This is a genomic window from Amycolatopsis sp. NBC_00438 (assembly GCF_036026695.1).
GTDB lineage: Bacteria > Actinomycetota > Actinomycetes > Mycobacteriales > Pseudonocardiaceae > Amycolatopsis.
Window position 1 is genome coordinate 1,268,027 of record NZ_CP107923.1, and the last position, 23,111, is coordinate 1,291,137.

Consider the following 23,111-nt stretch of genomic DNA (forward strand, 5'->3'; position numbering starts at 1 on the left):
TCCCTGGGGGAGGGTCCACGGCTTGACCCTCCCACGCGGCGAGATCACACGATGGGTTCATGACACAGCACACCGATCTCCCGTCCGAGATGCTTCCGGCCACCGTGCGCGAGTTCTTCGCCGCCCACGTCGTCCGCGACGCTGACACCGCCTCGTCGTTCCTCACCGGGGACGCGGTCGTCGTCGACCAGGACGAGACCTTCCGCGGCCGGGAGCAGATCCACGCGTTCCTGCGGGACGCCGGGTCCGAGTTCGAGTACACGACCGAACAGATCGGCGCCCACCGCGTCGACGACACCCACTGGGTGGTGACCGTGCGGCTCGAGGGCACGTTCCCGGGTGGCGTGGCCGAACTCGACTACCGGTTCACGGTGCGGGACGACCTTATCGCCGAACTCGTCATCGCCAACCACGCGGCCTGACCGAACCCATGTCATCTCAATCTTCGACGGAGGAAAAATCATGAAGACTTGGTTCATCACTGGTGGGACGCCCGGAGGGTTCGGTCTGGTCTACGCCGAGGCCGCACTGGACCAGGGCGATCGAGTCGCGGTGACCGCGCGTCGGCCCGCTGAGCTGCGGGAATGGGCTGAGCCTTACGGCGACCGCGTGCTGGTTCTTGAGCTCGACGTCACCGATGCCCAGCAGGTGCGTGCGGCGGTCAAGGCGGCGGAGGAGCGGTTCGGCGGAATCGACGTGCTCGTCAACAACGCGGGCCGCGGCTGGTTCGGCTCGATCGAAGGGGCCCCTGACGAGACGATCCGCCGCACGTTCGACCTCAACCTGTTCGCCGTGGTCGACGTGGTGCGTGCGGTCCTGCCGGGTATGCGGGCACGCGGCGGCGGCTGGATCGTGAACATGTCGTCGGTGGCGGGCCTCGTCAGCGCGCAGGGGTTCGGCTACTACTCGGCGGCGAAGTTCGCGGTCGAAGGACTGTCGGAGACGCTACGGCTCGAGGTCGAGCCGTTCGGTGTGCGGGTGCTCGTCGTAGAGCCGGGAGCAACCCGCACCAAGGCCTTCGCCGGCTTCCAGGACCAGCCCGTCAACGAGGTCGTCGACGCTTACGTGCCGATGGTCGAGAGCGTTAAGGCGGCGTTCGTGGACCACAACGGCAAGCAAGAGGGCGATCCCGTGCGGGGAGTGCGGGCCGTGATCAGCGCGATGAACGCACCCGTTCCGCCGCGACGGATCGTGCTCGGCAACTCCGGCTACGACGTCGTCACCGCGATGCACGAGAACGCGCTCGTGGAGCTACGCGCCAACGAGAAGCTTTCACGCAGCACGGACTTCTAGCCTATCGGCTCCGGTGAGTCGCCAGGTCCCACTCGATCGGCCCATCGGTGAGCCGGCAAGATCAATCCCAGAGCGCATGGCCCAGGGGCCATCAGGGGCCAAGATCTTAGAGAAAGGGCCATCGAAATCGGGACCCTGCAGTGTCTCCCGCGTGTCAGGGCGGCGGACCTGCTCACCATGATCAGTGGCCGCCGCGATGTTCCCGATGGACACACGGCGCGCCCGTTTTCGGATACTGGATGCGGGCGCGGAAGGCTTGCGCGACGACACCGTCAGGCAGCGGCGCGGTCCACCGGTACTGGGGTGCGCCGGCGTGAGCCGCAGCGACGAGGGTGCGGCCGTAGCCGAGGCGCCGGTACGCGGCGACGACATGGACGTAGTCCAGACTCGCGGTGCGGCAAGCCGCACAACAGCTGACGGTTGCGGTGGTGGCGGCGGCGCCGTCGAGCTGCAGCTCGGTCCGCTCAGGCTCCGCCCCGGCCGCGGCGGGATGGGCGACGAGCACCAGTCCCTGCTCTGGTGCGGCGGCCGGCAGGTGCCGGACGGTGACGTCGAGCTGAGCCCATTCGGACAGGCGCCCTTCGCTGGGATCGCAGGCTTCAACTCGTCGGCAAGTTTCGCAGAGCGTGCAGTGCAGCCGGTAGCGATGGCTGAAAGGCCGGGTCATGCCGTAGTAGACGAGGAACTCCCCGCGCAGGCACTTAGCGGGGATGCCGGTGCCGGGGCGAAGGGGGATCAGGTCGCCGTATTCGCCGCGCGCTCCGGATCGGGGGCCGCCGACAGGACCGCCGACGGCGGGCTGGCCGGCGGTCACCGGAAGTCGCGCGACGGTGCGGTCGCCATCGACAGGTCGAGCGCTTCGATCCGGTCGGCGACGAGGGTGACGACTCCGTCGGCAGCCTGGACCTGACCGCGGATCAGCAGCGCGGCGCTGGCACGGGCGACCACGCGCTGGCGCTGCCACAGCCCGGGTGAGACCAGGACGTTGGCCATTCCGGTCTCGTCCTCGAGGTTGAGGAACGTGATCCCGCCGGCCGTGGCCGGCCGCTGCCGGTGGGTGACCGCGCCGCCGACCCAGACCCGGGTGCCGTCCTCGACGCCTGCGAGGGCGGCGGTGGTGATCGCGCCGCGCGCGTCGAGCATCTCCCGCAGGAACTGCACGGGATGGGAGTCGGGAGAGACGCTGGTGGCCCAGAGGTCGGCGGCGGTGACCTCGAAGCGGGTCATGCCGGGCAGGGCAGGGGCATCCAGGCCGGGAACGAGGCCCGGCAGGTGCCCGGGCGGCCGGTGAGGTCCCCGATCCCGGTGTAGGGGCCGCGGGCGTGGCGTTCGGTGACGATCTGCTCGGCCACCTCGTTGCCGAGGTGCCGGACGCCGGCCAGGCCGAGGCGAAGCGCAACGCCGCCGGTGCTCTCGGGATCGGGTTCGAGGGTGGCGTGGGCGAGGTTGGCGTTGATGTCCGGCTCGCGGACGCGGACGCCGTGGCGGCGGGCGTCGGCGACCAACGACTGCGGGCTGTAGAACCCCATCGGCTGGGCGCGCAGCAGCCCGGCGCAGAACGCGGCCGGGTAGTAGCGCTTGAACCACGCGGATGCGTAGACCAGCAGCGCGAACGACATCGAGTGGGCTTCGGGGAAGCCGTAACCGGAGAACGCGTGGATCTGCTCGAAGATCCGGGTCGCCAGCTCGCGGTCGAGGCCGTTGGCGGCGCAGCCGGCGAAGAATCGCGCCATCAGCGCCTTCATCTTCGTACTCGACCGCTTCGCGCCCATGGCGCGGCGGAGCTGGTCGGCTTCGGCGCCGGTGAAGGAGGCGACGTCGACGGCCATCTGCATCACCTGCTCTTGGAACAGCGGCACCCCGAGCGTGCGGTCCAGGGAGCCGGCGAGTGCTGCCACTGCTCCTCGCCGCGGCGGCGCCGGATGTAGGGGTGCACGGAGCCGCCCTGGATGGGGCCGGGGCGGATGAGGGCGACTTCGACGACGAGGTCGTAGAACTTCCGCGGCCGCAACCGCGGCAACGTCGCCAACTGAGCGCGGGACTCGACCTGGAACACCCCGACCGCGTCGGCCTCGCACAGCATGTCGTAGACGGCCGGGTCGGCGAGGTCGAGCTTGCCGATGTCCACGACGGTGTCGTGGTGTTCGGTGACGAGGTCGATCATGTAGTGCAGGGCAGAGAGCATGCCGAGGCCGAGCGCTCGAACCGGCGCTGCTGCTCGATCCCCGAGCGCAGGAACGCCTGCCCCGAAGGTGGCCGCCACCCCTCCAACTCCTCGGTCGACCGACGGGCCCGCACCGCGGCCACTGCGTCGGCGACTGGGGCGTCGGCGGGGGTGGCGTAGTGGACGTTGTTCGACACCACCGTCGGCAACCGCAGCTCGCGGGCCAGCTCGTCGAGCAGGTCGTTGGCGTGGTCGTCGAGGGGCTGGCGGTGGTTGATCAGCTCGACGACGACGTGGGAGTGTCCGAACCAGTCGACCAGCCGCGCCAGCTCGGCCCGCGCCACGGCCGGGCCGTGCTGGGCGAGGGCGCGGCGGACGCGGCCTTTGCGGCAGCCGGTGAGGACGACGACGTGCCCGGCCAGCTCGTCGATGACCTCTTCGAGGTTGTAGACGGGGCGGCTTTTCTCGCCCCCGGCGATCTGGGCGTGGGAGATGACGCGGCAGAGTCGGTGGTAGCCCTCCTGCTGCCGGGCCAGCACCAGCAGGTGCGACCCGGCGGGATCGGGCTCGCCGGCCTGCGGCGCGGGCAGGTCGAGTGACAGTTCGGCGCCGAATCCGACTCGGACGCCGAGTTCGCGGGCGGCGTCGTTGAATCGGACGGCGCCGTACATGCCGTCGTGGTCGGTGAGCACCAGGGCGTCGAGTTCGAGCCGGGCGGCCTCTTCGACGAGGGTTTCGGGGTGGGAGGCGCCGTCGAGGAAGCTGAAGTTGGAGTGGACGTGCAGCTCCGCGTAGGGCGCGCGGAGGCGTTCGCCGCCGTCGTCGCGGCCGCGGCGGTCGCGTAGGTCCGGCGGGGCGCCGGCGTAGCCGTCGCGCTTGCGCGACCAAGCGGGGGAGTCGCTGCCATCACCGAGGACGGGTGCTCGCCCGGAGGCGACCCGTTCGACTTCGGACCAGGGCACGTTCGGGTTGTTGAATTGGAGAGACGGTTCGTGTCTGACCGTTGACCGGTCGGTTGTGTGCCGGGTTCCCACTGGCGGTACCACCCTGTCGTGCTCGGGTCGCCGTGGGGAAGACAGCGTAGTCACTTCCCGCTGGCAGCCGCCGCCGTCAGGGGAACGGGTGTTCGATTGTAGGTCTCATGATGGCGGAGTCAACCGCTGCCGGTCTAACTCACTATCTGGTTGACCAGGCCCCCGCAGCGCAGAGCCCTCACGCCACTGTTCTCAATTGAGGCGCCTACGCAGCGTATGTGTGATGCAACACCGGGTTGCTCCGGGTGTGCGGGCGGCTGCCGGTGTCGGCTTCTTGTCGCGATGACAGCGACACACTGCCCGGACTTCACGGACGGTTACCAGAGCGTGCAGCCGCGCCTCCATTCTCGTCCCCGGAGCCTGGGAGGAAGTTACTGTGGCGCGCTGGGGTCGGCCGCCTTCGAGAAGGATTCGCTGATGAGGCCATCTCGCACCCGGGTCCTGGTCGAGGCGGTCTACGCTGCCGGAGCCCATGACCGGCGCGAGGCCGCGATGACGGTGCTGAGGCTGCTCGAGCCGGTGACTCATCACGACGCCGGCGCCTTCGTGGTCTGGGACCCGGTGGCTCAAGCACGCCGAGCGCTGGCCGCGGTCACCTATGGTGACGAAACGGTCGTTGCGCTGGGTGGCCGCTATGCGGCGAGCATCGAAAACCGGCTGGTCCGGGAGCGGCGCCTGCCGATGCGGATCGACGACGTGCCGGGCGACACCGGCAGTCCTCGATGTACCAAGAGGTGCTCAGGCCGGGCGAAACTGGGTGGCCGCGATGAGTATCGCCTCGCGGCTGCGTGTCGCCCGCGGATCGTCGGAGTAGCTCACGTCATTCATTCTACGAGACGTTGTGTCTCAATGGTGCCGGATCGGTTGATCTCTTCGACGACAGCGGAAAGCCTGCGCAGAAAGGAGACCAGCTGTTTCCGTTCGCGTGGGCTGAAGGCGGCAAGCGCGCGAGTTTGCCGGGCGCGGCGCTGGGCCAGCATCCGGCGCAGGCGTGTGCGGCCGTCGCGGGTGAGGCTCACCAGCACCTTGCGCTCGTCCTCCAGCGAACGTTCGCGCACCACGACTCCGGCGGCCTCGAGCTGCTTGAGCATGCGCGTCGCGGTGGGGATGGTGACGTCTGCGGCCGTCGCGAGCCTGCCAACCGGTTGCTCGGCCTCGTCGATGAGCGGCTCCAGCAGCGTCAGCTGTGGCAACGTCAGTCCCGCGTCCCTGTCCGCACCCGCCGATCGCGCCTTGCGCGCGACGAAGAACAGGTGCTCGGCGGCCTGAATGATTTCCTTGGCCTCGGCGAAGCTGGGCGGCGAGTTGCCGATCTTTTCCACGAGCAGTACTCTAGCATAGTAGTAACTAGCAAGCTAACTATTTTGGACACAACGAATCGCGTTGATGAGGACAGTCGGAGGTTGGCGACATGCCAGGCAAGATCGATGTTCACCAGCACCTGCTTCCGCCCCGCTACTTCGAGGCGCTGGCGGCGGCGGGAGATCGGGCGACAGGGGATTCGCAGGCTGTGGCTGGCGGGACGGCGCAGTGGAATCCGTGGGATGCGAGCGGCGGGACGGCGGCGCGGCAGGGTTCGCGAACCGTTGGTGGCTGGCTGATGCCGGAGTGGGATCCCCGGGCGGCGATCGCGATGATGGACGAGGCGGGAATCGAAACGGGCATACTGTCGATCAGCGCACCGGGCGTCCACTTCGGTGACGACGCCGCGGCCCGCGAACTCGCCCGCGAGCTGAACGACTACCAGGCCGAGCTGGTCAAGGAACAACCGGACCGCTTCGGGCATTTTGCCGTGCTGCCGCTGCCGGACTTCGACGGCGCGGTCGCCGAAGCCGTGCGGGCACTCGACGAGCTTCACGCCGACGGTGTGCTCCTGTTGTCGAACGCGCACGGGCGTTACCTCGGCGATCCCGCGTACGAGCCACTGTGGACAGAGCTCGCCGCGCGCTCGGCCGTGGTTTTCGTGCATCCCACCGCACCGCCGATCCAGCAGTTGCCGGGAATGCCCACTGCACTGCTGGACTTCCCGTTCGACACCACGCGCACCGCCGTGGACCTCGTCGCGCACGGGGTGTTCGACCGGCATCCGGACCTGCGCGTGATCCTTTCGCACGCCGGCGGTTTCCTGCCCTACGCCGCGAGCCGATTCAGCGCCGCCGCGATGTTCAACCCCGGCACCACGCCGGAGAGTATCCAAGCGGGCCTGCGCAAGTTCTACTTCGACACGGCCTTGTCCGCGACACCCACCTCGCTGCCGTCACTTCTGGCGTTCGCGGAGCCGGGCCACGTCCTCTACGGCAGCGATTTCCCCTACGCACAACCGGAATGGCGCGCCCGCTTCGACCACTGCCTGGCCACCTACGACGGCCCCGGCGCGGAGCGGCTGGGCGAGGTACACCGCTCCGCCGCCGAGAAACTCTTTCCCCGCTTGGCAAAATAGGGCGAAAGCGCCTGCGAGGACTCGCCGAAAGGAGGGTGATCGCACGATCAGCGGCATGTGCGGGCGTTCGGCATCGGGGTTCGCTGAGAGTTGGATGGGTTGCCGACGGACCGTGCGGCCGGACACGATCTGTCCCATGGTTGCATCAGTGGCGGTGTTGTCCGACATCCATGGCGTTCTCCCGGCCCTGGAGACTGTGTTGAACGATCCCGACGTGGCCGGTGCCGAGCGAATCGTGCTCACCGGCGACATCGCGGCCGGCCACAACCGGCGGCGGTGCTCGACCGGCTACTCGACCTCGGCGATCGCGTCACCTGGGTACGCGGCAACGCCGACCGGGAACTGGTCACCCTCGCGCGCGGCGGCACCACGGCATCCCCGACCCCATCGCCCCATGGGCGGCGACGCAGCTCAGCCACGACCACATCGACTGGCTCGCCCGGCTACCGCACCCGGTGACCATGGCTCTCGACGGATTCGGCGATGCCGTGTTCTGTCACGGAACACCCCGTGACGACAACGAAGTCGTCCTCGTCGACACGCGCCTGGACCGCTGGGCCGAGGTACTCGCTGGTCTGCCCGACCAGACACGACCGTCGTTCGCGGACCCACGCATATGCCCTTCCAACGCCTCGCGCACGGGCGCCAGATCATCAACCCCGGCAGCGTCGGCATGCCCTACGGCTGCCAAGGCGCGCACTGGGCACTGCTCGCAGATGTGCGACTCTGGCCGAACGCTAACCGATAGGCGCCTATCGTTTCGGTGGTATCGTCGTCACCATCCGATGTGGTCGACGACAAGACGGGTGGAAAATGACCGAAGCGCCTGAGTTGCCCTTGCACATGCGGCGACACCGGTTCGATCCGGTCGAGGAGCTTGCCGAGGTTCGAGAGGGGGACGGCCTTACCCGCGTCATGACCCCGTTCGGCACGTCCGCGTACCTCGTGACCCGGTACGACGACGTCCGTGAGGTGCTGGCGGACTCGACGCGGTTCAGCAACGCGGCCACGCGGCAGGTCCGGCCGCCCGGTGTGTCCGACGTCAGTGACGAAGAGCTGGAGGAGCTGCGAGCCGGGCAGATGCTCGCCTTCGATCCTCCCGACCACACCAGGCTGCGCAAGATGCTGACCTCGGAGTTCACCGTCAAGCGGATGCGGCGGCTGGAGCCGCGGATCGTCGAGATCGTCGATGCGGCCTTGGACGACCTCGAACACGTGGGCAAACCGGGCGACCTCGTGTCGACCTTCGCGCTGCCGGTGCCGTCTCTGGTCATCTGCGAGCTGCTCGGTGTGCCCTACTCCGACCGAGCGGAGTTCCAGCACCGCACCGGCCGCTCGCTCGATGCGTCCCTGCCGGTGGAGCAGCGGATGAAGGTGCAACGGGAAAGCCGCGAGTACATGGCCGGGCTCGTCGCGCAGGCCCAGGCGGAGCCGGGCGACGACATGCTCGGCATGCTGGTGCGCAAGCACGGGGACGACCTGAGCACCGCCGAGCTGATCGGCATCGCGTCGCTGCTGCTGGTGGCCGGCCACGAGACGACATCGAATATGCTCGGCCTCGGCACTCTCGCTCTGCTGCGCCACCCCGACCAGCTGGCGATCATGCGCGACGACCCGGCCGCGGTCGAGCCCGCGGTGGAGGAATTGCTGCGCTGGCTGTCGATCGTCCACTCCGGGGTGCCCCGCACGACGACGGCCGAGGTGAAGATCGCCGGGCACACCATCCCCGCCGGCGAGCAGCTGGTACTGGCTCTCCCGGCGGCCAACCGGGATCCGGCGCTCGCCGAGCACCCCGAGCGCCTCGACATCACCCGGGAAGCGGCTCGCCACGTCGCGTTCGGGCACGGCGTGCACCACTGCCTCGGCGCGCCGCTCGCGCGGATGGAAATGAAGGTCGCGTTCCCTGCGCTGCTGCGGCGCTTCCCGGACCTCGCACTCGCCGTGCCCTACGAGGAGATCGAGTTCCGCGCCTTCCACGTCGTCTACGGACTGCACGCGCTTCCCGTCACCTGGTGAGTTAGCGTGCGGGAATGACGGCAGCGCGCGGACAGGGTTTGCGGGGCGACGCGGTGCGCAACCACGAGCGCATTGTCGTCGCGGCCGGCCGGGCCTTCGAGGAGGACGGGCCGGCCGCGACGCTCGAGGACGTCGCGAAGCGCGCGGGGGTCGGTGTCGCGACGGTGTACCGACGCTTCCGCAACCGCGATCAGCTGGTGCGCGCCGTCTTCGAACACATCCTGACCACCGTGATCGAACCGATCACGATGGTGGAATCCGATGATCCGTGGTGCGATCTGACCGAGGCTCTTGAAGCCACGGTCGAGCTGGTCGCCCGAAACCAGGTGGCGCTGGCGTTGGCGCGGGAGATCGACGCCATCGACGTCAACGGCCTCCAACGCTACGTCAAGGCCGCCGACCGTCTGGTGGGCCGGGCGATCGACGCCGGTGTGGTGCGCCCGGACCTGATGGGCCGCGACCTGGCGGCGGTGATCGTGATGGCCCTGGCCACCGCGCACCCGGGCGATCCGGAAGGCGCGGACCGTAAGCGGTACCTCGCTCTGCTGATCGACGGCCTCCGTCCCGCGCCGGCCGACCTGCCACCACCGTCGACGAGCCCGATCCTGCCCGACTCGTCCTCATGAACGTCGGCGGCCGTCAGCGTTTCGCCAGCTCGGGCGGATCTGGGAGAGCACCTTGGTGCCGAGGAGCTCGGTGTCGGCCACACCTGGGTGCGCGGCCACGGCGATCGTCGAGCCGTGTCGCATGAGCCGGCGCTGTAGTTCGTAGGTGAACAGCAGGTTCGCCGGCTTGGGCTGGGACGCGGTGCGGGGCGACGCCGGCGGCAAGGGCGGGGCGCAGGTCGGCGTCGGGATCCAGTCCGGTGCGTCGGGCGGCGAGAACTCCGCGTCCGGGCGGATGTGGTCGCCGCCGGCCGCATGATGAGGCTGGCGCGCTGCGCCCCGCCAAGGGCGTAAGGCTCAACCATGTGTGTTCAGGATGCGGGTTGGTCACTGGGGAAGAAGACCTTCTCGACCTGGTCGTGGTGGGTGTGCAGCTCCCAGTACAGCGGCGCGATCTCTTCCGGTGCGGTGGCGCCCGGCTGGCGGCCGATCCACGCGCCGATCGCTATGTGGCCGACCTGTACTCCTCGGGGAGCGGCGGCGGCGTGCAGACCGTGGGCCCAGTTGCGCAGCCACGCCGCGGCAGGGGCGACGTTGCCGAACATGTCGTGACCGAGCTCCGGGCGCACGGACGAGGCACCGGTGGTGAACAGGATCGTGCCCGAGCCTCGGGCGAGCATCTCCGGAAGCACCTGGTTGACCGCCGCCACGGCGCCGTGCACGTAGAAGTCGAGCTGGATCTGCACATTGTCATGAGTCAGCTCGGTGGAGGAAGCCGCCGGCAGCGCCGGGTTGGCCGGCGAGTACTCCAAGACGTCGATCGGCCCGAATCGCTGCTTGACCGCCGCGAGGCCGGAGACGATCGATGGCCGGTCGAGTACGTCCGCGGCGAAGGCCGCCGCTTCGATACCCTGGTCGGTCAGTTCGGCCACGACCGGGTCCAGCTTGGCCGGAGTACGCGACAGCAGCGCGACCTGGTGGCCTTCCTTGCCGAAGGTTTGGGCGATGGCGAGCCCCATTCCGGGACCGGCACCCATGATGGCGATGGTAGGCATGACTTCTCCTTCGATGAGAACAGCGTTGTCGACAGCGGGATTCCGCGTGCCGCTCGAGTTGGTGAGGCGGAAGAGGGGCCGCCGCGTACAACTGCGCGGCGGCGGAGTGCAGGGCCGGTGTCAGTTGCTGATCCGCAGCTCCTGCTGTGCGTATCGCGGGTCATCGGCCTGAGTGAGCATGAACTCCGCGAGGTCGGCCCGGGAGATGCGTGAGCCGACCCGGTCCCCGGATCTGGTCGCGGTGCGCACCTTGACACTTCCCGATCCGGGCGTGTCGTTGGGCGCGGTGACGGCCACGATGGTCCAGTCGCGATCCGAGCCGCGAATGGCCTCGCCCGCCGCGGCCGACTCGTTGACCATGGGGCGGGTGGCGGGCAGCAGCCTGAACAGGGCGAAGCTCGCGCCGCGCAACGCGCGCAGCAGGGGGTTGCGGGGAATCAAGATGCTCGGCCCCCAGCTGTAGACGAGCCTGCGGACGCCGTGTGTGCGCATCGCAGCCAGGATGGTGCCCGTTCCCGACGCGAGGGGCAGGTCCCGGGGCCTGCCGAAGATCTTGGGGCTCAGGGCGGCGAGGACGGCGTCGGCGCCGCGGACGGCGTCCTCAACGGCCACCTCGTCGGTCAGTTCGCCCTGCGTGATCCGCAGCCGTTCGTGGCACAGGGTGAGCTTCGCCGGATTTCGGATCAACGCCACCACGTCGTGTCCCGCGGCGAGCGCCTGCTCGACCAGGTGCGTGCCAGTGCGCCCGCTGGCGCCCAAGATGGTCAGTTTCATCAAGTCTCCCGAACCGGGTCCGAGCCGAATCGCGGCACAGTCGCACAGCCGCACAACACGAGGGGTGCCTCACCTTTCGACGTCAGCGTAACACGGAAGTCGAGGTACCCCTCACGTTGGTAGGCTGTGGAGCATGCCCCCTGAACGCGCACCAGCCGCGACCACGGCCTCCGCGCCCGCCCGGCCGCTGCGTCGGGACGCCCAGCGCAACCGCGACTCGCTGCTGGCCGCAGCCCGGGCCATGTTCGCCGAGCACGGGATGCAGGCGTCGCTGGAGCAGGTCGCCAAGCGCGCCGGGGTGGCCATCGGCACGCTCTACAAACACTTCCCCACCCGGCTCGACCTGGTGCAGGAGGTCTTCGCCGGCAAGCTCGCGATCTGGGTCGCTGCCGCCGAGCAGGCCCTGAGCATGGACGACGCCTGGGAAGGGCTGTGCCTGTTCCTGGAAACCATGTGCGAACTCCAGGCCCGCGACCGGGGCTTCAACGACTTCGCCTCGATCCGGCTGCCGGAGAACGCCTGCCTGGCCGGCCAGCAGACCCGGATCCATGACCTCGGCGTGCGCATCGTCGAACGGGCGCAAGAGCAGGGCAGCCTACGACCCGACCTGGCGCCCGAGGACCTCGCCTTCATCATCTGGTCCCACAGCCGGATCATCGAGGCGACCGACGGGATCGCCCCGCACGCCTGGCGCCGCCACCTGCACCTGATGCTCGACGGCTTCCGCGCCGAGCACGCCCACCCACTCCCCGAACCGCCCCTGACCGCCCAACAGCTCTACCGCGCCATGCTCCGCCTCGGCGGCGCCGACTGACTACCCGGACTCCGAGCTGATCACCGTCATGCCGGACGAGCGCGTTCCCCATGTCGACCTTCCGGCCACCACCAACGCGCAGCCTTTGCCCCCGCCCGCCTACCTGCCTTAACCGGCACGTTCCGGCCATGCTGCGATCCACGGCGCCTCGGTAGGAGCCCTGCTCGGCCATAACACCATGCGAGCGACCGTGGGGAGCGACGACGGGACCGCGACATCGGTGGCCTCCGGTCGTAGTTGAACACCCGCCACGCCAACGCATCCACGACCGAGCGCAACTGCCCGGTCGACCCGCTCACAGACATCCGCCTCCAGCTCCCACATCTCAGGGTTGGCCGATCGGCGGACCTCGGCTCGAGCGCATCCACCGGCACTGCTTTGCGCTGCCGAAGCAGACTCTCGACGCGCCGACACCCCGCCCGATGTTCCTGAACGGCCAACACCCCGCGTAACGGGTCTGGCCCGTGATCGGTGTTTCCGGCGTTGCTGATCAGTAGGTCTCGGCGGTCGGCCAGCGGTCACCGAACGTGATAGCGAACGCATTGATCACAGGCTTCCACCGCATCGTCCACCGAGCGCGGCCCGTCCCGGTCGGATCCAGACTACGAGTCACAAGATACAGACACTTCATCGCAGCCTGCTCCGTCGGGAAGTGCCCACGTGCGCGAATCGCCCGCCGGTAGCGGGCGTTCAACGATTCGATCGCGTTCGTCGAGCAGATCATGCCCCTGATCTCGACGTCATAGTCAAGGAACGGAACAAATTCCTCCCAGGCGTTACGCCACAGCCGAATCATGGCCCCGTATTTCGCACCCCATTTCTCGGCCAGATCCTCAAGCGCAGCCAGTGCGGCCTCGGGATTGGGCGCCGCGTAGATGGGTTTGATGTCTCGCTTCACCGCATCCCAGTCACGCCTCGACGCCAACCTGAATGTGTTCCGGATCAGGTGAACAATGCAGGTCTGCACAATGGTCCGCGGCCACACGTTCGTCACGACCTCAGGCAGACCTTTGAGACCGTCACAGACGAGGAAGAACACGTCACCGACCCCGCGGTGGAACGGCCTACACCTCTGATCGGAGTGCGGTACTGGGCTGATCAGCGGAGCGCCTCGCCGAGGCGTGCAGCAGCAGGGGAGCTCGTGTTCGCCGCTGGATACGGGCTCTACGCCGAGTGGTCCGGCGACGCCCTCACCGTTGTCGTCACCGGCTCAGGGTGCGGTGTCGCCGCAACACCACGGCGCCGCCTGAGCGCGTCCACGTCCGGAGGCTGCGGACTCCTCTTGATCGACAAGGTTACCGATCAGCTGCACGTCGACCCCGGACAGCACGGAACTCGGGTGACGGCGACCTGGCGACCAGCCGCGCTGCGGCAGAACGCGACGTGACATTCACGATGCTGTGCCCTCAGCACGACGCGGACGTGGCGGGCGCTGGTCGTGGAACTGCTCGCGTATCGCCCGTCCGGGTGAGAATGATGATTTGGCACCCCGGCGTTGGGGTACCGGCCAGGTGCCGACGTCTTCAGCAGCGAGGACGGATGCCCGGAAAAGGTGATGTCGTCATGCCCGAGGGAGCCACTGGTCGGAGCGGGCCGACGCCGTGGTCGATGGACTTACGGGACACGACGGCCCCGGCGCTGGTGGGGGTTCGGCGCTGGGCGTCCCGCACATTGACTCAGGTCGACGACGCGCACCTGGGGGACGTGCTGCTCGTGGCCACGGAGCTGGTGACCAATGCCTACGACCACGGACAGGGCCCGGTGCAGATCCGCACGAGCCACACCACCGCACCGTGCCGGGTCCGGATCGAGGTGGAGGACAGCAGCGCCGAGCACCCGGTGATCGCAGCCCCGTCGCTCAAGAGGGCTGGTGGCCGCGGCATGCGCATCGTGGACAAGCTCGCCGCGGACTGGGGCGTACAAGAGCATCCGGCGAACGGGGGCAAGACAGTGTGGGCGGACGTGTCCTGTGACGGCGTCGACGCCGTGCCGTGCGCCGCGGCGTCCCGCCGCCGGATCTGACTCGCCGTTGCCCTACGCCGGCGCTTGCCTGCCGCCACGACCGGCAGTCGCAGCGGACCCGGATGCGGTGCGACGTTCGCTGTAGATCGGTGATGAACCGACATCGCGAATGTGGCGAACGCCGGGCGCCGTCCCTGGTTCGACCACGAAACCTTCTACCCTATCGACGATGCGTCACTCGTGCGGGTCCAGCGGTGACGCGGCGCCGTCGTCGGCGTCCGGCGTCGTCCACGCGCGGCGCAGCTGAGCGACCAGACCGGCCAGCCGGGCGTCTTCGGCACGAGCGATGCCGCGCATTTCCTCGATCGCCGCGTCGGTGACGCGGGTGAACTCCACCTGCGCCGCTGTCACGGCAGCGAGCGCGGCATCACGGCTGTCGTGGTCGCCGGTCTGCTCGGCGACCCAGAGAGCGTCCCGGGCTGCTGAGAGCTGCCGGGCCGCGGCGTCTTGCGCGGTGAGCAGGCTTCTGCCGCGAGCCGCGGCGACCACGCTCTCCGCGGAGCTGACTGCGATCTGCTGCGCGAGCACCCGGTGTTCCCCTCGCTGGTCGGCTCGGCCGGCATCGCTCCTCCTGGTCATGTGAACAACTCGATACGGCAGTTCGTCCTCGGCGCCGCTCGGTCGGCTGGTTCGGGCGCCAAGGCTGTAGAGGCGACTGGCCAGAGACGCGGCCAGCCGGTTCAACGCGGCGGGTGGAACGAGCAGGGCGAACTGCCCGAGCAGCTCCGCCGCGGCGTAGGCCTCGGCCTCCGACAGCACCGCGGCGCACCGTTCCCGCCGTCCCCGTTCCAGCAGCCGGGTCAGGCGTCGGCGTACTCGTCCAGGTCGCGTACGTCTGCCAGGCCGTACCGCGCACCGAGCTGATCGATGGTGACCTCGTCACTCATCGTCGTGCGCCCCTCTCTTGTCGTCAGCTGACCAGCCCAGAGAAAATCTATGCCGCCCGGAGTAGACATTCAACGACCGGCGTGTGTAGTGTTCTCCTCGTACCGAGAGAGACAACGTCAAGCAGGCGCGGGAGATGACGTAACTACCCGCGAAGTGAGACAAGGCGGTCAGGCAGCACGGAGCCGATCAAGGGAACAAGGTTTCGGCTGGTGACCGGGAGTAGTACTCCAGGACCGGGTCGTGAAGAAGGTTCGACCGAGCAGTACCGGTCCGGAGCGGATGTGCAGGACTCGGGCAGAGCTAAGGTGCCCGTGAAGAACAGCAGTATCTGTGTTTACGGCAGTTGCAGTACCGCTAGTCGAAGATCAGCAGTACCAGTAGTTGTTGTGTGTGCGTGCAGTAGCAGGACCGGTCAGGTGGCCGGGGCCGATCAGTGAACGGGGCTCCGGGCAGTGACCAGCGGCGTCAGCGTGCTGGGACCGATCAGTGGAAGGGTTCCGGCAGTGACGTCCGCAGCAAACGAAGTTGAAGTTGCAGTTGCAGTACCGAGTAAGTGGAAAACACAGGAAAGAAGGGAACGGGAACATCATTGGATCGCCCGCAGCGGCCGGGTAGTGCCGCGCGGGTGCCGCAGTTCCATCGAGTTCGGAGGTGGTGCTCGGTCACGAGTAAGCGATCCCCGCGGAATCCGGCTTTCGGCTGGACGCGGGTGCAGGACGCCGGCGGTCGCGCCGGTTGACAATGGTGAAAGTCCCAACCCTTGAGGACCCCGGGTGCCGCAGTGGCACCCGGGGTCCTCTGTGACGTGGAGGTGCGATGATCCCTGACCAACAAGGCCCGGCCACGCCCAGAACGGCCGACAAGTTCGACGACGAGCACTACCCCGCCTACACGATGGGCCGGGCCGCCGACATCCTCGGCGCCACCCAAGGCTTCCTGCGCAGTCTCGACGAAGCCGGACTGATCGCCCCGCAACGCTCCGCCGGCGGGCACCGTCGCTACTCCCGGCACCAGTTGCGCCTGGCCGCGCGGGTGCGGGAACTGGTCGACAGCGGTACCGCCGTCGATGCCGCGTGCCGCATCATCACCCTCGAAGACCAGCTCCACGAAGCGCAGCGCCGCAACACCGGAATCCGCACCGGCGGCTGAATCTCCGACTCGGCACGCGGCCTGGCGCTGCGTGCCGATCGACAGCGCAAGCCGCGATCGTCCTGGGCCACCGTGGACGGTCCGACCACCGGCGCCTGGTATCCGCTACCGCACCCGGTTAGGCAAGGCCTGATGGCGTCGCGCGTGCCGGCCGACCCCGACCTGAGAATCTCCACGCTGCCTTGGATTGCGTCTCGCGGTGGCCCAGCTGCCGCGACGGTGGCAGGGCGGCGGGTCAGGGCCGCTCGAAGGTCCAGCGCAGTGCCTGGTGCAACACCGTGATCAGCTTTTCGTCGTCGGCGTAGGACGCGGTCTCGCCGATCGGCAGCCAGAATTCGCTGTCAGTGCTGTCACCGCAGATGCGGGAGACCAGGATTCCGGCGTAGGACACGCCGGCGTGGTCGGTGGTGTCCGTCGACGCGTCGGTTCCGGTGGGTTGGGGGCCGAGGGTGACGCTGCGGTGTTGGGAATGCAGGGTGACCCGTCGCGGATGATCGGTCATGACGGTGCAACTTCTCGTGATCGCGGCGGACGAGGAAGGTGGCGGGCTGCATGCTTGGAATGAAGATCGCGTTGGCGTTCCCGCTGGTTACAGCGGTCAGGGGCGGCCGCAAGTGTTTCCCCCTCGTGGGGGAGGTGCACGCCTGCCGAACATCGTGCGAAACGACCATTGCGACGTGCTCGCCACTGTGGGCAAACGAGCAAGATCGTGCCGTCGTGAACGCTGCCGGACCGGTAAGTGGGTGGGCTCGGGGCCGGATACACGGGGTCGGACGGCACCCGTCACGATCAGCCGATCCACCTACGCCATAAGCTCCGCCACCCGTTCACTCGGCCGAGTGATAAAGCTTGATCATTTGAGTGACGCTGTATGTCCGCCGGTAACCCATGCGGTTGTCGTGACGACCTTCAAAGCAGCACCGTGGCCGCGCGGCGTCACCGGAGACGCTGCCCGGGTGGTGTGGAAGGAGGCCATCCGTTGATGATTGCGGTTCCTGCACGCCGGCTCGGTCTGACCCCCTGGGCTTGCTCTGCCCGGCGCGCCCACTCGGACCGGTTGCGACGGTTGATTGTGCTGCTGATCGCCGCGGCCGCGGTCGTGCCTGCCGACATGATCGCCGGGACCTTCGCCCCGGTCCTCGCCGCGGTGGCGGCGGTGGCCGCCGCGCTGGTGCTTGTCGCGATCTGGCGGTGGCGTCACCGTACCCGCCAGCTCGAGCAGATCCTCTCCGACGAACTCGACCACCACCACCACCGCCGCCGCACCTGACTGGTCGCGTTTCTCGGCCGCGGCATAGGGCGGCAAACGCCGTGAGGCTTCCCGAGGGGTTGTTCGTCGGGAAGTCGAGTGTGGCGAGGTCGATGTCGCTGGAACCGTACTCGTTCAGATGCAGCTGGCCTTGATTTTCAGGCTGCTACCCGGTGGCTGGAACTGCCCGGCCGCTCGCCTGCGCCGCGGCGCGCTCATCGTGCTCGGAAAGCAGGTCACTGCGGGCCAGCCGGGCAAGATCGTCGGTGATCCGCCGGTGCAGATCGGTGGCAGCCAACCTGAGTTGGGCCAGCTCGGCCAGGGTCACCTTATGAGTCCTGGCCGCTGCTGACTCCGAGGGCCGGGATTCTGGTGAGGCTTGAGTTTGGTCGTCTGTAAAGCTCACCACACCTCCAGCGGCTGTCAAGATCGACCATGGTAATGCGGTTAGCGCTACGCAAACGATGCGAGGTGGAGATCAACGCGCCACGTCACTCGGTCGGGTCTGCGAACCCGCGGATCGGTGCCGACCGGAAAGTCCCGACGCGCGCCCCGGGTGGCGGCACGGCGGGAGATCAACGCAAGCCCGGAAGGCCGCGAAGGGCGAAGGCGGTGACCGCAGCCGTGGTCGCCGCCATCAACAAGCCACCGAGGACACCGATCAGGATCGTCAGCGCCAGGCTCTGGCCGGGCTGCCACAGCGGCATCGTGACACCCAGGAAGACCGCCAGGCCGAGCAACCACGCGCCGGCGGTGGTGGCGATCCGGCGTGCCGAACCGGAAATGTGGTGCCGCAGGATCAGCCACTGGGCGAATCTGATCGAGAACAACAGTGCCAGGCCGAGGACCGCCCCGGCCGGCCAGAGGATCAGGGGTGGCCAGTCGCGGAGCCGGGTGGCCCACGTGCTCGGCGCCAGTCCGAGGACGTAGGCGAACGAAGCTGCCGCCGCGGTGGCCGCGACCCAGCGACCTGCTTTCACTGCGGGCAGGGCGCGGCGCAGGACGAGCGCTTGACCCGCCCCCAGCATGGCACCTTCGATCGCTCCGGCGGCCACCAACACGGGGACCGCCGTTCACCCTGACGTTCCTGCGGTTCGCGGTGGCCACCGTCTGCATGGCGATCATCGCCCGCCCTCGCTGGCCGCGCCCGGTGGCCGGCGATTTGCCGGGAGCTCGGCCACATCGCGTTCGCCGGGACCCTCGTGCAGAGGGGTGCAGTTCCTCGGCGTCTACGGCGGGATCAAACTGGGCGTGCCCGCGGCGATCTCGTCACTGGTGATCGGGGTCAGTCCCGTGCTCACCGCCCTGCTCGCCCGGCCGGTGCTGGGCGAGCGCACCACCCGCCTGCAACGGTGGGGTTCGCGCTCGGCGTGGCCGGCGTCGTGCTCGCCGTCTCCCAGGGTCTCCACGTGTCGTCGCACGCGTTCGCCGGCCTCGGCCTGACCCTGCGGCCTGCTCGCGCTCAGCGGCGGCACCGTCTACCAGAAGCGTTTTGTCCCGGCATGGACCTGCGCAACGGCCAGACGGTGCAGCTGCTGGCCTCGACGGTCCTCGCCGGCGTCTGCAGCTTCGCGTTCGAACCGTTTCCCCCGAGCGATCCCGCGACCCTGGTGGTCAGCGTCGCCTGGCTGGCCCTGGTCAACTCGATCGGCGCGGTCAGCCTGCTCTACCTGATGGTCCGGCGCGACCACGCCGGCCGGGCGAGCACCATGTTCTTCCTCGTGCCTTCGGTGACCGCGGTGCTCGCCACCGTGATCCTCCACGAACCGCTGGAACTCCCGGTGATCGCCGGGTTCACCATCGACGCGGCCGGCGTGCTCCTCGCGATCCACGACAGCACCGGCCGGTCACGGCCGGGACGCCCCGCAGATCACCGGCGTAGTCACCGAGCCGTCGTGCAGCCGGAAGAGCACGAACTTTTACTTACCTCGGTGCGCTAGTGCATCTGCGTGGCGAGAACGAGGAAGCCATGGCCTGGATCCGGAAAGCCCGCGGCCCCGGTGGCGTCTCGGCACCGGGGCTTTTTCGGGTAATCGTGGGTTGAGACGCGGCTTCGCATGCCGCCGACGCCGGCATCACCGCGACGATGGTCGATCTCGGGGCTGCTGAAACACCGCGGTGAGGTCGAGAAGACCGAGTTCTGGTTCAGGAAAGCCGCCGAAGGCGGCGACACCTCGGCGGTGTGGCACCTGGGAACACTGTGGCACTACGCGGAAACGGAGGTGGGGACGGCGTGGATCCGGAAGGCGGCGATTGGTGATCGCCCGCAGGGTTGTGGGCCGGCGCGGGTGGATTACCGGGCGACCTGCACGGCGATCGTGTTCGGGTTGACCAGCGGGTGCTCGTGGCGGTGTCTGCCGACCGCTCATCGCCCGTTCGCTGAATAGGCCAAGGCCGGGTTGTGGCCACGGGTGCATCGCATGGTTCTTGATGAATTGGTGCCAGGGCATGATCGACTGGTTCCGCGCGGTCTGTGACGGAGCGTCTGTCCGAGCGAAAACCGGGGATCCATGACCGGGCCGACCCGGTCGATCGCGGCAAGAGCGGCTCGAAGATCCACATCCTGTCCGACCTGACCGGCGCCCGATACGACAGCTACACCAGTCACTTCCGCGCCTTCCTCGCCGCCGCCCGCACCTGCGTCAGACACTGCGTCGATTCGGGCTTCTGCTATTGCAGCCGAGATCAGCTGAGCCGGCGGCTCGGTTGATCGACCGGACGGAGTTCCTCGGCGAGGATGGTGCTGGCCTGTCGCGCAGCCCGGCGCAACGCTCGGACGGCGGCCGCAACCACCAGTAGCGCACTGGCGAGCGCGGCGGCCAGCACCGGGGGGAACGACCCGTTCACGAGGAGGAGGACGGCTGTGCCGGTGATCAGCACCGTAGCCGTCACCTGGATGGTGTGTCGCCAGGCCACCCCGGCGTGAACGTCAAGGGTGCGGTGGAGTTTTCGGCTCAGGATGTCGGCGTGGCTGTGCATCGGATACCTCCGGCGTGACGGGGCGTTATGAGGATGTCGCCGCTACGGCAGGTGCGGGCAGGTCGCGGGGCGAAGGGGTGGGAACCTGTTCCGCGCGGGTCGTGGGCCGGGGCACCTGGAGCAGGTGCTCGATAGCGGCGACGGACTTCTCCGCGGCGTCGCCGGCGCCATAGGGGTTCGAGCCCTGGGTGGGTCGCAGGGTGCCGTCGAGCAACGATGTCGCGGTGGTGGTGATCAGGTCGACGTCGGTGCCGACCAGCCAGGCGCGACCCGCAATCACGCCTTCGGCGCGTTCGGTGTGGTCGCGCAGCACGAGGACGGGGGTGCCGAAACTCGGCGCCTCCTCCTGGATGCCGCCGGAGTCGGTGAGGATCACCGAGGCGATCCGCAGAGCCCGAACAAGATCGGGGTAGCCGAGCGGTTCGGTGATGCTCACCCGGGGGTGGCCGGCCAGCGCGGCCTCGACCTGCCCCCGTACGGCCGGGTTGGGGTGGAGCGGAAAGAGGATGTGCACGTCGGAGTGTTCGGCGAGGATCCGGCGGATCGCGACCAGGATGCGGTCGAGGGGCCGGCCCCAGGACTCGCGACGGTGCGCGGTCACCAGTAGCAGCCGCCTGCCGGTCTGGGCGACCTCCATCTCCAGAAGGGCCAAGGTGGCGTCGCGCGCGGGCAGGTCTCGCGCGGTGATGGCCTGGACGGCGTCGACGATGGTGTTTCCCGTGATGGTGATGCGATACGGAGGAACACCTTCCGCTCGCAGGGCGGCTGCGGCGGCGACGGTCGGTGCCAGGTGCAGCGCGGCGATACGGGAGATCATCTGCCTGTTGCCCTCTTCGGGAAACGGGGAAGCCAGGTCGTGGGTGCGCAGGCCCGCTTCGAGGTGCACGACGGGTACTTGCTGCCAGAACGCGGCCAGCGCGCCGGCCAGCGCCGTGGTGGTGTCACCCTGCACCACGACGGCGGCCGGCGGATGCCGGCGCAGCAACTCGGCCGCGGCGGGCAGAATACCCGCGACCAGTTCGGCTTGTTCGCCGGTGGCGCGGGCCGGGGTGGGCAGCCAGGCGCCGACCTTCAGATCGAAGGGCGCGAGGGCCTGCTCGACCATGACGGGGTGTTGGCCGCTGTGCACGATGATCGGCCGCAGGACGGGATGGTCCTGCAGGGCTGTCGTCAGCGCTGCGATCTTGACCGCCTCCGGGCGGGTTCCTGCCAGCACCATGATGTCCACGTGCGACTCCTCGCTGAAGGGGTGTGGTGTGGTCGGGCCGGACAGCGGCTGCCTGGCGTGCAGGCAGCCGCTGTCCCGCTGCGTGGGCCGAGTCAGCGCCGGCTCTGGCCGAGCCGTCTGCGGCGGTGGTGCAACGCGACGAGAATGCTGGCGCCCAGGAGCACCAGGAACACGCCGATGGCGAGCCACCACCCGACGTCGGCGCCGGTGTAGGCCAGGGTGCCCACACCGCCACCGGCCACCCCGACGCCCGCGCCTGGCATCTTGTACATCAGAGCCTCACTTCACTCGGTGCGGTGAGCCGGCGTTGTCAGAACGATGTCGCCGAGCGGCGGCGGATGACACCGACACCGACAGGGACGGCGAAGACGCCGAGCAGCCCGAACGCGATCCACATCCCGGCGCCTGACGCGAGTGGCACAGGCAGTCCGGCGGGGCCGCAGGTAACCGAGGACACGATCACGTCGCCGGAGCCCAGCGAGCCGAGCACGCCACCGAGCAGTTTCACATGCAGTGCGTTGACGGTGAGGCTGCCGTCGGGATTGTGGATCTGCTCGTTGAGGATGATCGTGGCGATGTGCACCGTGGCGACGTTGACCGCGAGAGTGGTGTTCGGTGCCGGGGTGGCCGCGACCGCGCCGAGGCTGCCCAATGTGGCGTTGAGGAATGTGCTGCTTCCGGTGACACCTTGCTGCGTCGCGGTGCAGTCGGCCTCGATGGCCTGTGCTTTGACGGTTCCCAGCGGAATGTTCAGCAGCGGCAGACCGACGTTGGCTGTGCTCGCCTTCGCGGTCACCGCGCCGGTGGTGGTGTCACGGGTGGCGGAGGTGGTGATGACGCCGGTGGTGAGGATGCCGGGCGCTGTCACCGTGGCGAGGGTGTTGGTCGTCGGTCCGTTGGTGTTCGACGCGGCCAGCGGGCCGACGTGCACCGCGGGGGAGCCCACCAGGGTGACATCGACGTCGACCCCGTACGCGGAGCCGTCACCGGCGGCCGCCATGGCGGCACCCGCGTCAAGGAGGACTGTGCACGCGACCACGGCGGCGAGGATTCCACCTCTGCGCACAACAACATGCGTTGTCATCAATTGTTCCTCCGAACTATCTCGGCGATGAATGTGTGCGGCCCGCTGCTGGGCACGTCCGGCCGGAGTGAGTCGCTTGGCGTAGTGGTTATCGAATGTCGGCCACCGGAAGATACGAAACGAGCAATTTGATCACCCCTCCGGGTGAGTTTCTGATCCCTTCCCGCAAGTCGGACGCATACTCCTTACCAAGCGTGTGCGCAGCTGTTCGGCAGCCGGGCCGGCCCCCAGACGGCTGGCGGCGCGCGGGACAGCCCGAATGGTCTCGGGTGTCGGTTCCGCGGCGGTGGAGCAGTTGCCCGTGCGCCTGGCAAGGC

The 23,111-nt window shown here is 68.6% G+C and carries 23 protein-coding genes and 3 pseudogenes; 12 read left to right on the forward strand and 14 right to left on the reverse strand.

Features of this window, described 5'->3' with window-relative positions; genetic code table 11:
- The first annotated feature begins 59 nt into the window (after positions 1-59).
- The gene (locus OG494_RS06080; protein ID WP_328452776.1) at positions 60-422 is read left to right on the forward strand and encodes a nuclear transport factor 2 family protein; all 363 of its coding nucleotides are present in this window, start codon (positions 60-62) and stop codon (positions 420-422) included.
- 40 nt (positions 423-462) lie between these two features.
- On the forward strand, positions 463-1,293 hold the full coding sequence (locus tag OG494_RS06085; protein WP_328452778.1) for an SDR family NAD(P)-dependent oxidoreductase: 831 nt from the start codon (positions 463-465) through the stop codon (positions 1,291-1,293).
- A 181-nt stretch (positions 1,294-1,474) separates the two neighbouring features.
- On the opposite strand, the gene OG494_RS06090 is transcribed toward OG494_RS06085, so the two are convergent.
- The 3 genes and pseudogenes from OG494_RS06090 to OG494_RS06100 form a co-directional block, all read right to left on the reverse strand.
- Positions 1,475-2,107: a GNAT family N-acetyltransferase gene (locus OG494_RS06090; RefSeq protein WP_328452780.1), complete on the reverse strand. Its 633-nt coding sequence runs from the start codon at positions 2,105-2,107 to the stop codon at positions 1,475-1,477.
- Positions 2,104-4,545 (reverse strand): annotated as a pseudogene (locus tag OG494_RS06095) (PHP domain-containing protein). Before OG494_RS06095 ends, OG494_RS06090 begins: the two are co-directional and overlap by 4 nt.
- 770 nt (positions 4,546-5,315) lie before the next feature.
- Positions 5,316-5,813, reverse strand: coding sequence for a MarR family winged helix-turn-helix transcriptional regulator (locus OG494_RS06100; RefSeq protein ID WP_328452782.1), 498 nt, complete (start codon positions 5,811-5,813; stop codon positions 5,316-5,318).
- A gap of 89 nt (positions 5,814-5,902) precedes the next feature.
- On the opposite strand from OG494_RS06100, the gene OG494_RS06105 reads away from it, so the two are divergent.
- The 4 genes from OG494_RS06105 to OG494_RS06125 all read left to right on the forward strand — a co-directional run bounded on the left by OG494_RS06105 (position 5,903) and on the right by OG494_RS06125 (position 9,871).
- Positions 5,903-6,931 carry an amidohydrolase family protein gene (locus tag OG494_RS06105; protein ID WP_328452784.1) on the forward strand — a complete coding sequence of 343 codons (1,029 nt, stop codon included), beginning with the start codon at positions 5,903-5,905 and terminating at the stop codon, positions 6,929-6,931.
- Between the two features lie 813 nt (positions 6,932-7,744).
- The gene (locus OG494_RS06110; protein ID WP_328452786.1) at positions 7,745-8,947 is read left to right on the forward strand and encodes a cytochrome P450; all 1,203 of its coding nucleotides are present in this window, start codon (positions 7,745-7,747) and stop codon (positions 8,945-8,947) included.
- 14 nt (positions 8,948-8,961) lie between these two features.
- A complete protein-coding gene (locus OG494_RS06115; protein WP_328452787.1) occupies positions 8,962-9,573 on the forward strand; it encodes a TetR/AcrR family transcriptional regulator in 612 nt (203 codons plus the stop codon).
- A 145-nt stretch (positions 9,574-9,718) separates the two neighbouring features.
- Positions 9,719-9,871 carry a hypothetical protein gene (locus OG494_RS06125; protein ID WP_328459241.1) on the forward strand — a complete coding sequence of 51 codons (153 nt, stop codon included), beginning with the start codon at positions 9,719-9,721 and terminating at the stop codon, positions 9,869-9,871.
- A gap of 52 nt (positions 9,872-9,923) precedes the next feature.
- On the opposite strand, the gene OG494_RS06130 is transcribed toward OG494_RS06125, so the two are convergent.
- Both OG494_RS06130 and OG494_RS06135 read right to left on the reverse strand, forming a co-directional pair.
- On the reverse strand, positions 9,924-10,607 hold the full coding sequence (locus OG494_RS06130) for an SDR family NAD(P)-dependent oxidoreductase (RefSeq protein WP_328452789.1): 684 nt from the start codon (positions 10,605-10,607) through the stop codon (positions 9,924-9,926).
- 120 nt (positions 10,608-10,727) lie between these two features.
- On the reverse strand, positions 10,728-11,381 hold the full coding sequence (locus OG494_RS06135; protein WP_328452791.1) for an NAD(P)-dependent oxidoreductase: 654 nt from the start codon (positions 11,379-11,381) through the stop codon (positions 10,728-10,730).
- A gap of 133 nt (positions 11,382-11,514) precedes the next feature.
- On the opposite strand from OG494_RS06135, the gene OG494_RS06140 reads away from it, so the two are divergent.
- On the forward strand, positions 11,515-12,195 hold the full coding sequence (locus OG494_RS06140) for a TetR/AcrR family transcriptional regulator (RefSeq protein ID WP_328452793.1): 681 nt from the start codon (positions 11,515-11,517) through the stop codon (positions 12,193-12,195).
- 490 nt (positions 12,196-12,685) lie between these two features.
- Here OG494_RS06140 and OG494_RS06145 read toward each other — a convergent pair.
- Positions 12,686-13,252 (reverse strand): annotated as a pseudogene (locus tag OG494_RS06145) (IS256 family transposase); the annotation flags it as partial.
- Between the two features lie 551 nt (positions 13,253-13,803).
- Here OG494_RS06145 and OG494_RS06150 point away from each other — a divergent pair.
- Positions 13,804-14,217 carry an ATP-binding protein gene (locus OG494_RS06150; protein ID WP_328452795.1) on the forward strand — a complete coding sequence of 138 codons (414 nt, stop codon included), beginning with the start codon at positions 13,804-13,806 and terminating at the stop codon, positions 14,215-14,217.
- Positions 14,218-14,391: 174 nt separating this feature from the next.
- Here the strand turns inward: OG494_RS06150 and OG494_RS06155 are convergent, their stop codons facing one another.
- On the reverse strand, positions 14,392-14,976 hold the full coding sequence (locus OG494_RS06155; protein WP_328452797.1) for a hypothetical protein: 585 nt from the start codon (positions 14,974-14,976) through the stop codon (positions 14,392-14,394).
- Between the two features lie 945 nt (positions 14,977-15,921).
- Between OG494_RS06155 and OG494_RS06160 the strand changes: the two genes are divergently transcribed.
- The gene (locus OG494_RS06160; RefSeq protein ID WP_328452799.1) at positions 15,922-16,254 is read left to right on the forward strand and encodes a helix-turn-helix domain-containing protein; all 333 of its coding nucleotides are present in this window, start codon (positions 15,922-15,924) and stop codon (positions 16,252-16,254) included.
- A gap of 235 nt (positions 16,255-16,489) precedes the next feature.
- Here the strand turns inward: OG494_RS06160 and OG494_RS06165 are convergent, their stop codons facing one another.
- Positions 16,490-16,756: a hypothetical protein gene (locus tag OG494_RS06165; protein ID WP_328452801.1), complete on the reverse strand. Its 267-nt coding sequence runs from the start codon at positions 16,754-16,756 to the stop codon at positions 16,490-16,492.
- Positions 16,757-17,311: 555 nt separating this feature from the next.
- On the opposite strand from OG494_RS06165, the gene OG494_RS06170 reads away from it, so the two are divergent.
- Positions 17,312-17,524 (forward strand): hypothetical protein, encoded by a 213-nt coding sequence (locus OG494_RS06170; protein ID WP_328452803.1) that lies wholly within the window; start codon positions 17,312-17,314, stop codon positions 17,522-17,524.
- A 145-nt stretch (positions 17,525-17,669) separates the two neighbouring features.
- On the opposite strand, the gene OG494_RS06175 is transcribed toward OG494_RS06170, so the two are convergent.
- Both OG494_RS06175 and OG494_RS06180 read right to left on the reverse strand, forming a co-directional pair.
- Positions 17,670-17,831 (reverse strand): hypothetical protein, encoded by a 162-nt coding sequence (locus OG494_RS06175; RefSeq protein WP_328452805.1) that lies wholly within the window; start codon positions 17,829-17,831, stop codon positions 17,670-17,672.
- Positions 17,832-18,078: 247 nt separating this feature from the next.
- Entirely contained in the window at positions 18,079-18,564 is a 486-nt protein-coding gene (locus tag OG494_RS06180) for a hypothetical protein (protein WP_328452807.1), read from the reverse strand.
- A 291-nt stretch (positions 18,565-18,855) separates the two neighbouring features.
- Between OG494_RS06180 and OG494_RS06185 the strand changes: the two genes are divergently transcribed.
- Entirely contained in the window at positions 18,856-19,443 is a 588-nt protein-coding gene (locus tag OG494_RS06185; RefSeq protein ID WP_328452809.1) for a DMT family transporter, read from the forward strand.
- 282 nt (positions 19,444-19,725) lie between these two features.
- Positions 19,726-20,084, forward strand: a pseudogene (locus tag OG494_RS06190) (IS5/IS1182 family transposase); the annotation flags it as partial.
- A gap of 104 nt (positions 20,085-20,188) precedes the next feature.
- On the opposite strand, the gene OG494_RS06195 reads toward OG494_RS06190, so the two are convergent.
- The 4 genes from OG494_RS06195 to OG494_RS06210 form a co-directional block, all read right to left on the reverse strand.
- Entirely contained in the window at positions 20,189-20,482 is a 294-nt protein-coding gene (locus OG494_RS06195) for a hypothetical protein (protein ID WP_328452811.1), read from the reverse strand.
- Between the two features lie 25 nt (positions 20,483-20,507).
- The gene (wecB, locus tag OG494_RS06200; protein WP_328452814.1) at positions 20,508-21,710 is read right to left on the reverse strand and encodes a non-hydrolyzing UDP-N-acetylglucosamine 2-epimerase; all 1,203 of its coding nucleotides are present in this window, start codon (positions 21,708-21,710) and stop codon (positions 20,508-20,510) included.
- A gap of 92 nt (positions 21,711-21,802) precedes the next feature.
- Positions 21,803-21,982 carry a peptidase gene (locus OG494_RS06205; protein WP_328452816.1) on the reverse strand — a complete coding sequence of 60 codons (180 nt, stop codon included), beginning with the start codon at positions 21,980-21,982 and terminating at the stop codon, positions 21,803-21,805.
- Between the two features lie 38 nt (positions 21,983-22,020).
- On the reverse strand, positions 22,021-22,794 hold the full coding sequence (locus OG494_RS06210) for a choice-of-anchor P family protein (protein WP_328452818.1): 774 nt from the start codon (positions 22,792-22,794) through the stop codon (positions 22,021-22,023).
- Between the last annotated feature and the right edge of the window lie 317 nt (positions 22,795-23,111).

Bases quoted from the DNA above. Each gene is read 5' to 3' on its own strand.
- OG494_RS06080 (WP_328452776.1), top strand. From the start codon at position 60: ATGACACAGCACACCGATCTCCCGTCCGAGATGCTTCCGGCCACCGTG.
- OG494_RS06085 (WP_328452778.1), top strand. From the start codon at position 463: ATGAAGACTTGGTTCATCACTGGTGGGACGCCCGGAGGGTTCGGTCTG.
- OG494_RS06105 (WP_328452784.1), top strand. From the start codon at position 5,903: ATGCCAGGCAAGATCGATGTTCACCAGCACCTGCTTCCGCCCCGCTAC.
- OG494_RS06110 (WP_328452786.1), top strand. From the start codon at position 7,745: ATGACCGAAGCGCCTGAGTTGCCCTTGCACATGCGGCGACACCGGTTC.
- OG494_RS06115 (WP_328452787.1), top strand. From the start codon at position 8,962: ATGACGGCAGCGCGCGGACAGGGTTTGCGGGGCGACGCGGTGCGCAAC.
- OG494_RS06130 (WP_328452789.1), bottom strand. From the start codon at position 10,607: ATGCCTACCATCGCCATCATGGGTGCCGGTCCCGGAATGGGGCTCGCC.
- OG494_RS06135 (WP_328452791.1), bottom strand. From the start codon at position 11,381: ATGAAACTGACCATCTTGGGCGCCAGCGGGCGCACTGGCACGCACCTG.
- OG494_RS06140 (WP_328452793.1), top strand. From the start codon at position 11,515: ATGCCCCCTGAACGCGCACCAGCCGCGACCACGGCCTCCGCGCCCGCC.
- OG494_RS06150 (WP_328452795.1), top strand. From the start codon at position 13,804: ATGGACTTACGGGACACGACGGCCCCGGCGCTGGTGGGGGTTCGGCGC.
- OG494_RS06160 (WP_328452799.1), top strand. From the start codon at position 15,922: ATGATCCCTGACCAACAAGGCCCGGCCACGCCCAGAACGGCCGACAAG.
- OG494_RS06165 (WP_328452801.1), bottom strand. From the start codon at position 16,756: ATGACCGATCATCCGCGACGGGTCACCCTGCATTCCCAACACCGCAGC.
- OG494_RS06195 (WP_328452811.1), bottom strand. From the start codon at position 20,482: ATGCACAGCCACGCCGACATCCTGAGCCGAAAACTCCACCGCACCCTT.
- OG494_RS06205 (WP_328452816.1), bottom strand. From the start codon at position 21,982: ATGTACAAGATGCCAGGCGCGGGCGTCGGGGTGGCCGGTGGCGGTGTG.
- OG494_RS06210 (WP_328452818.1), bottom strand. From the start codon at position 22,794: ATGACAACGCATGTTGTTGTGCGCAGAGGTGGAATCCTCGCCGCCGTG.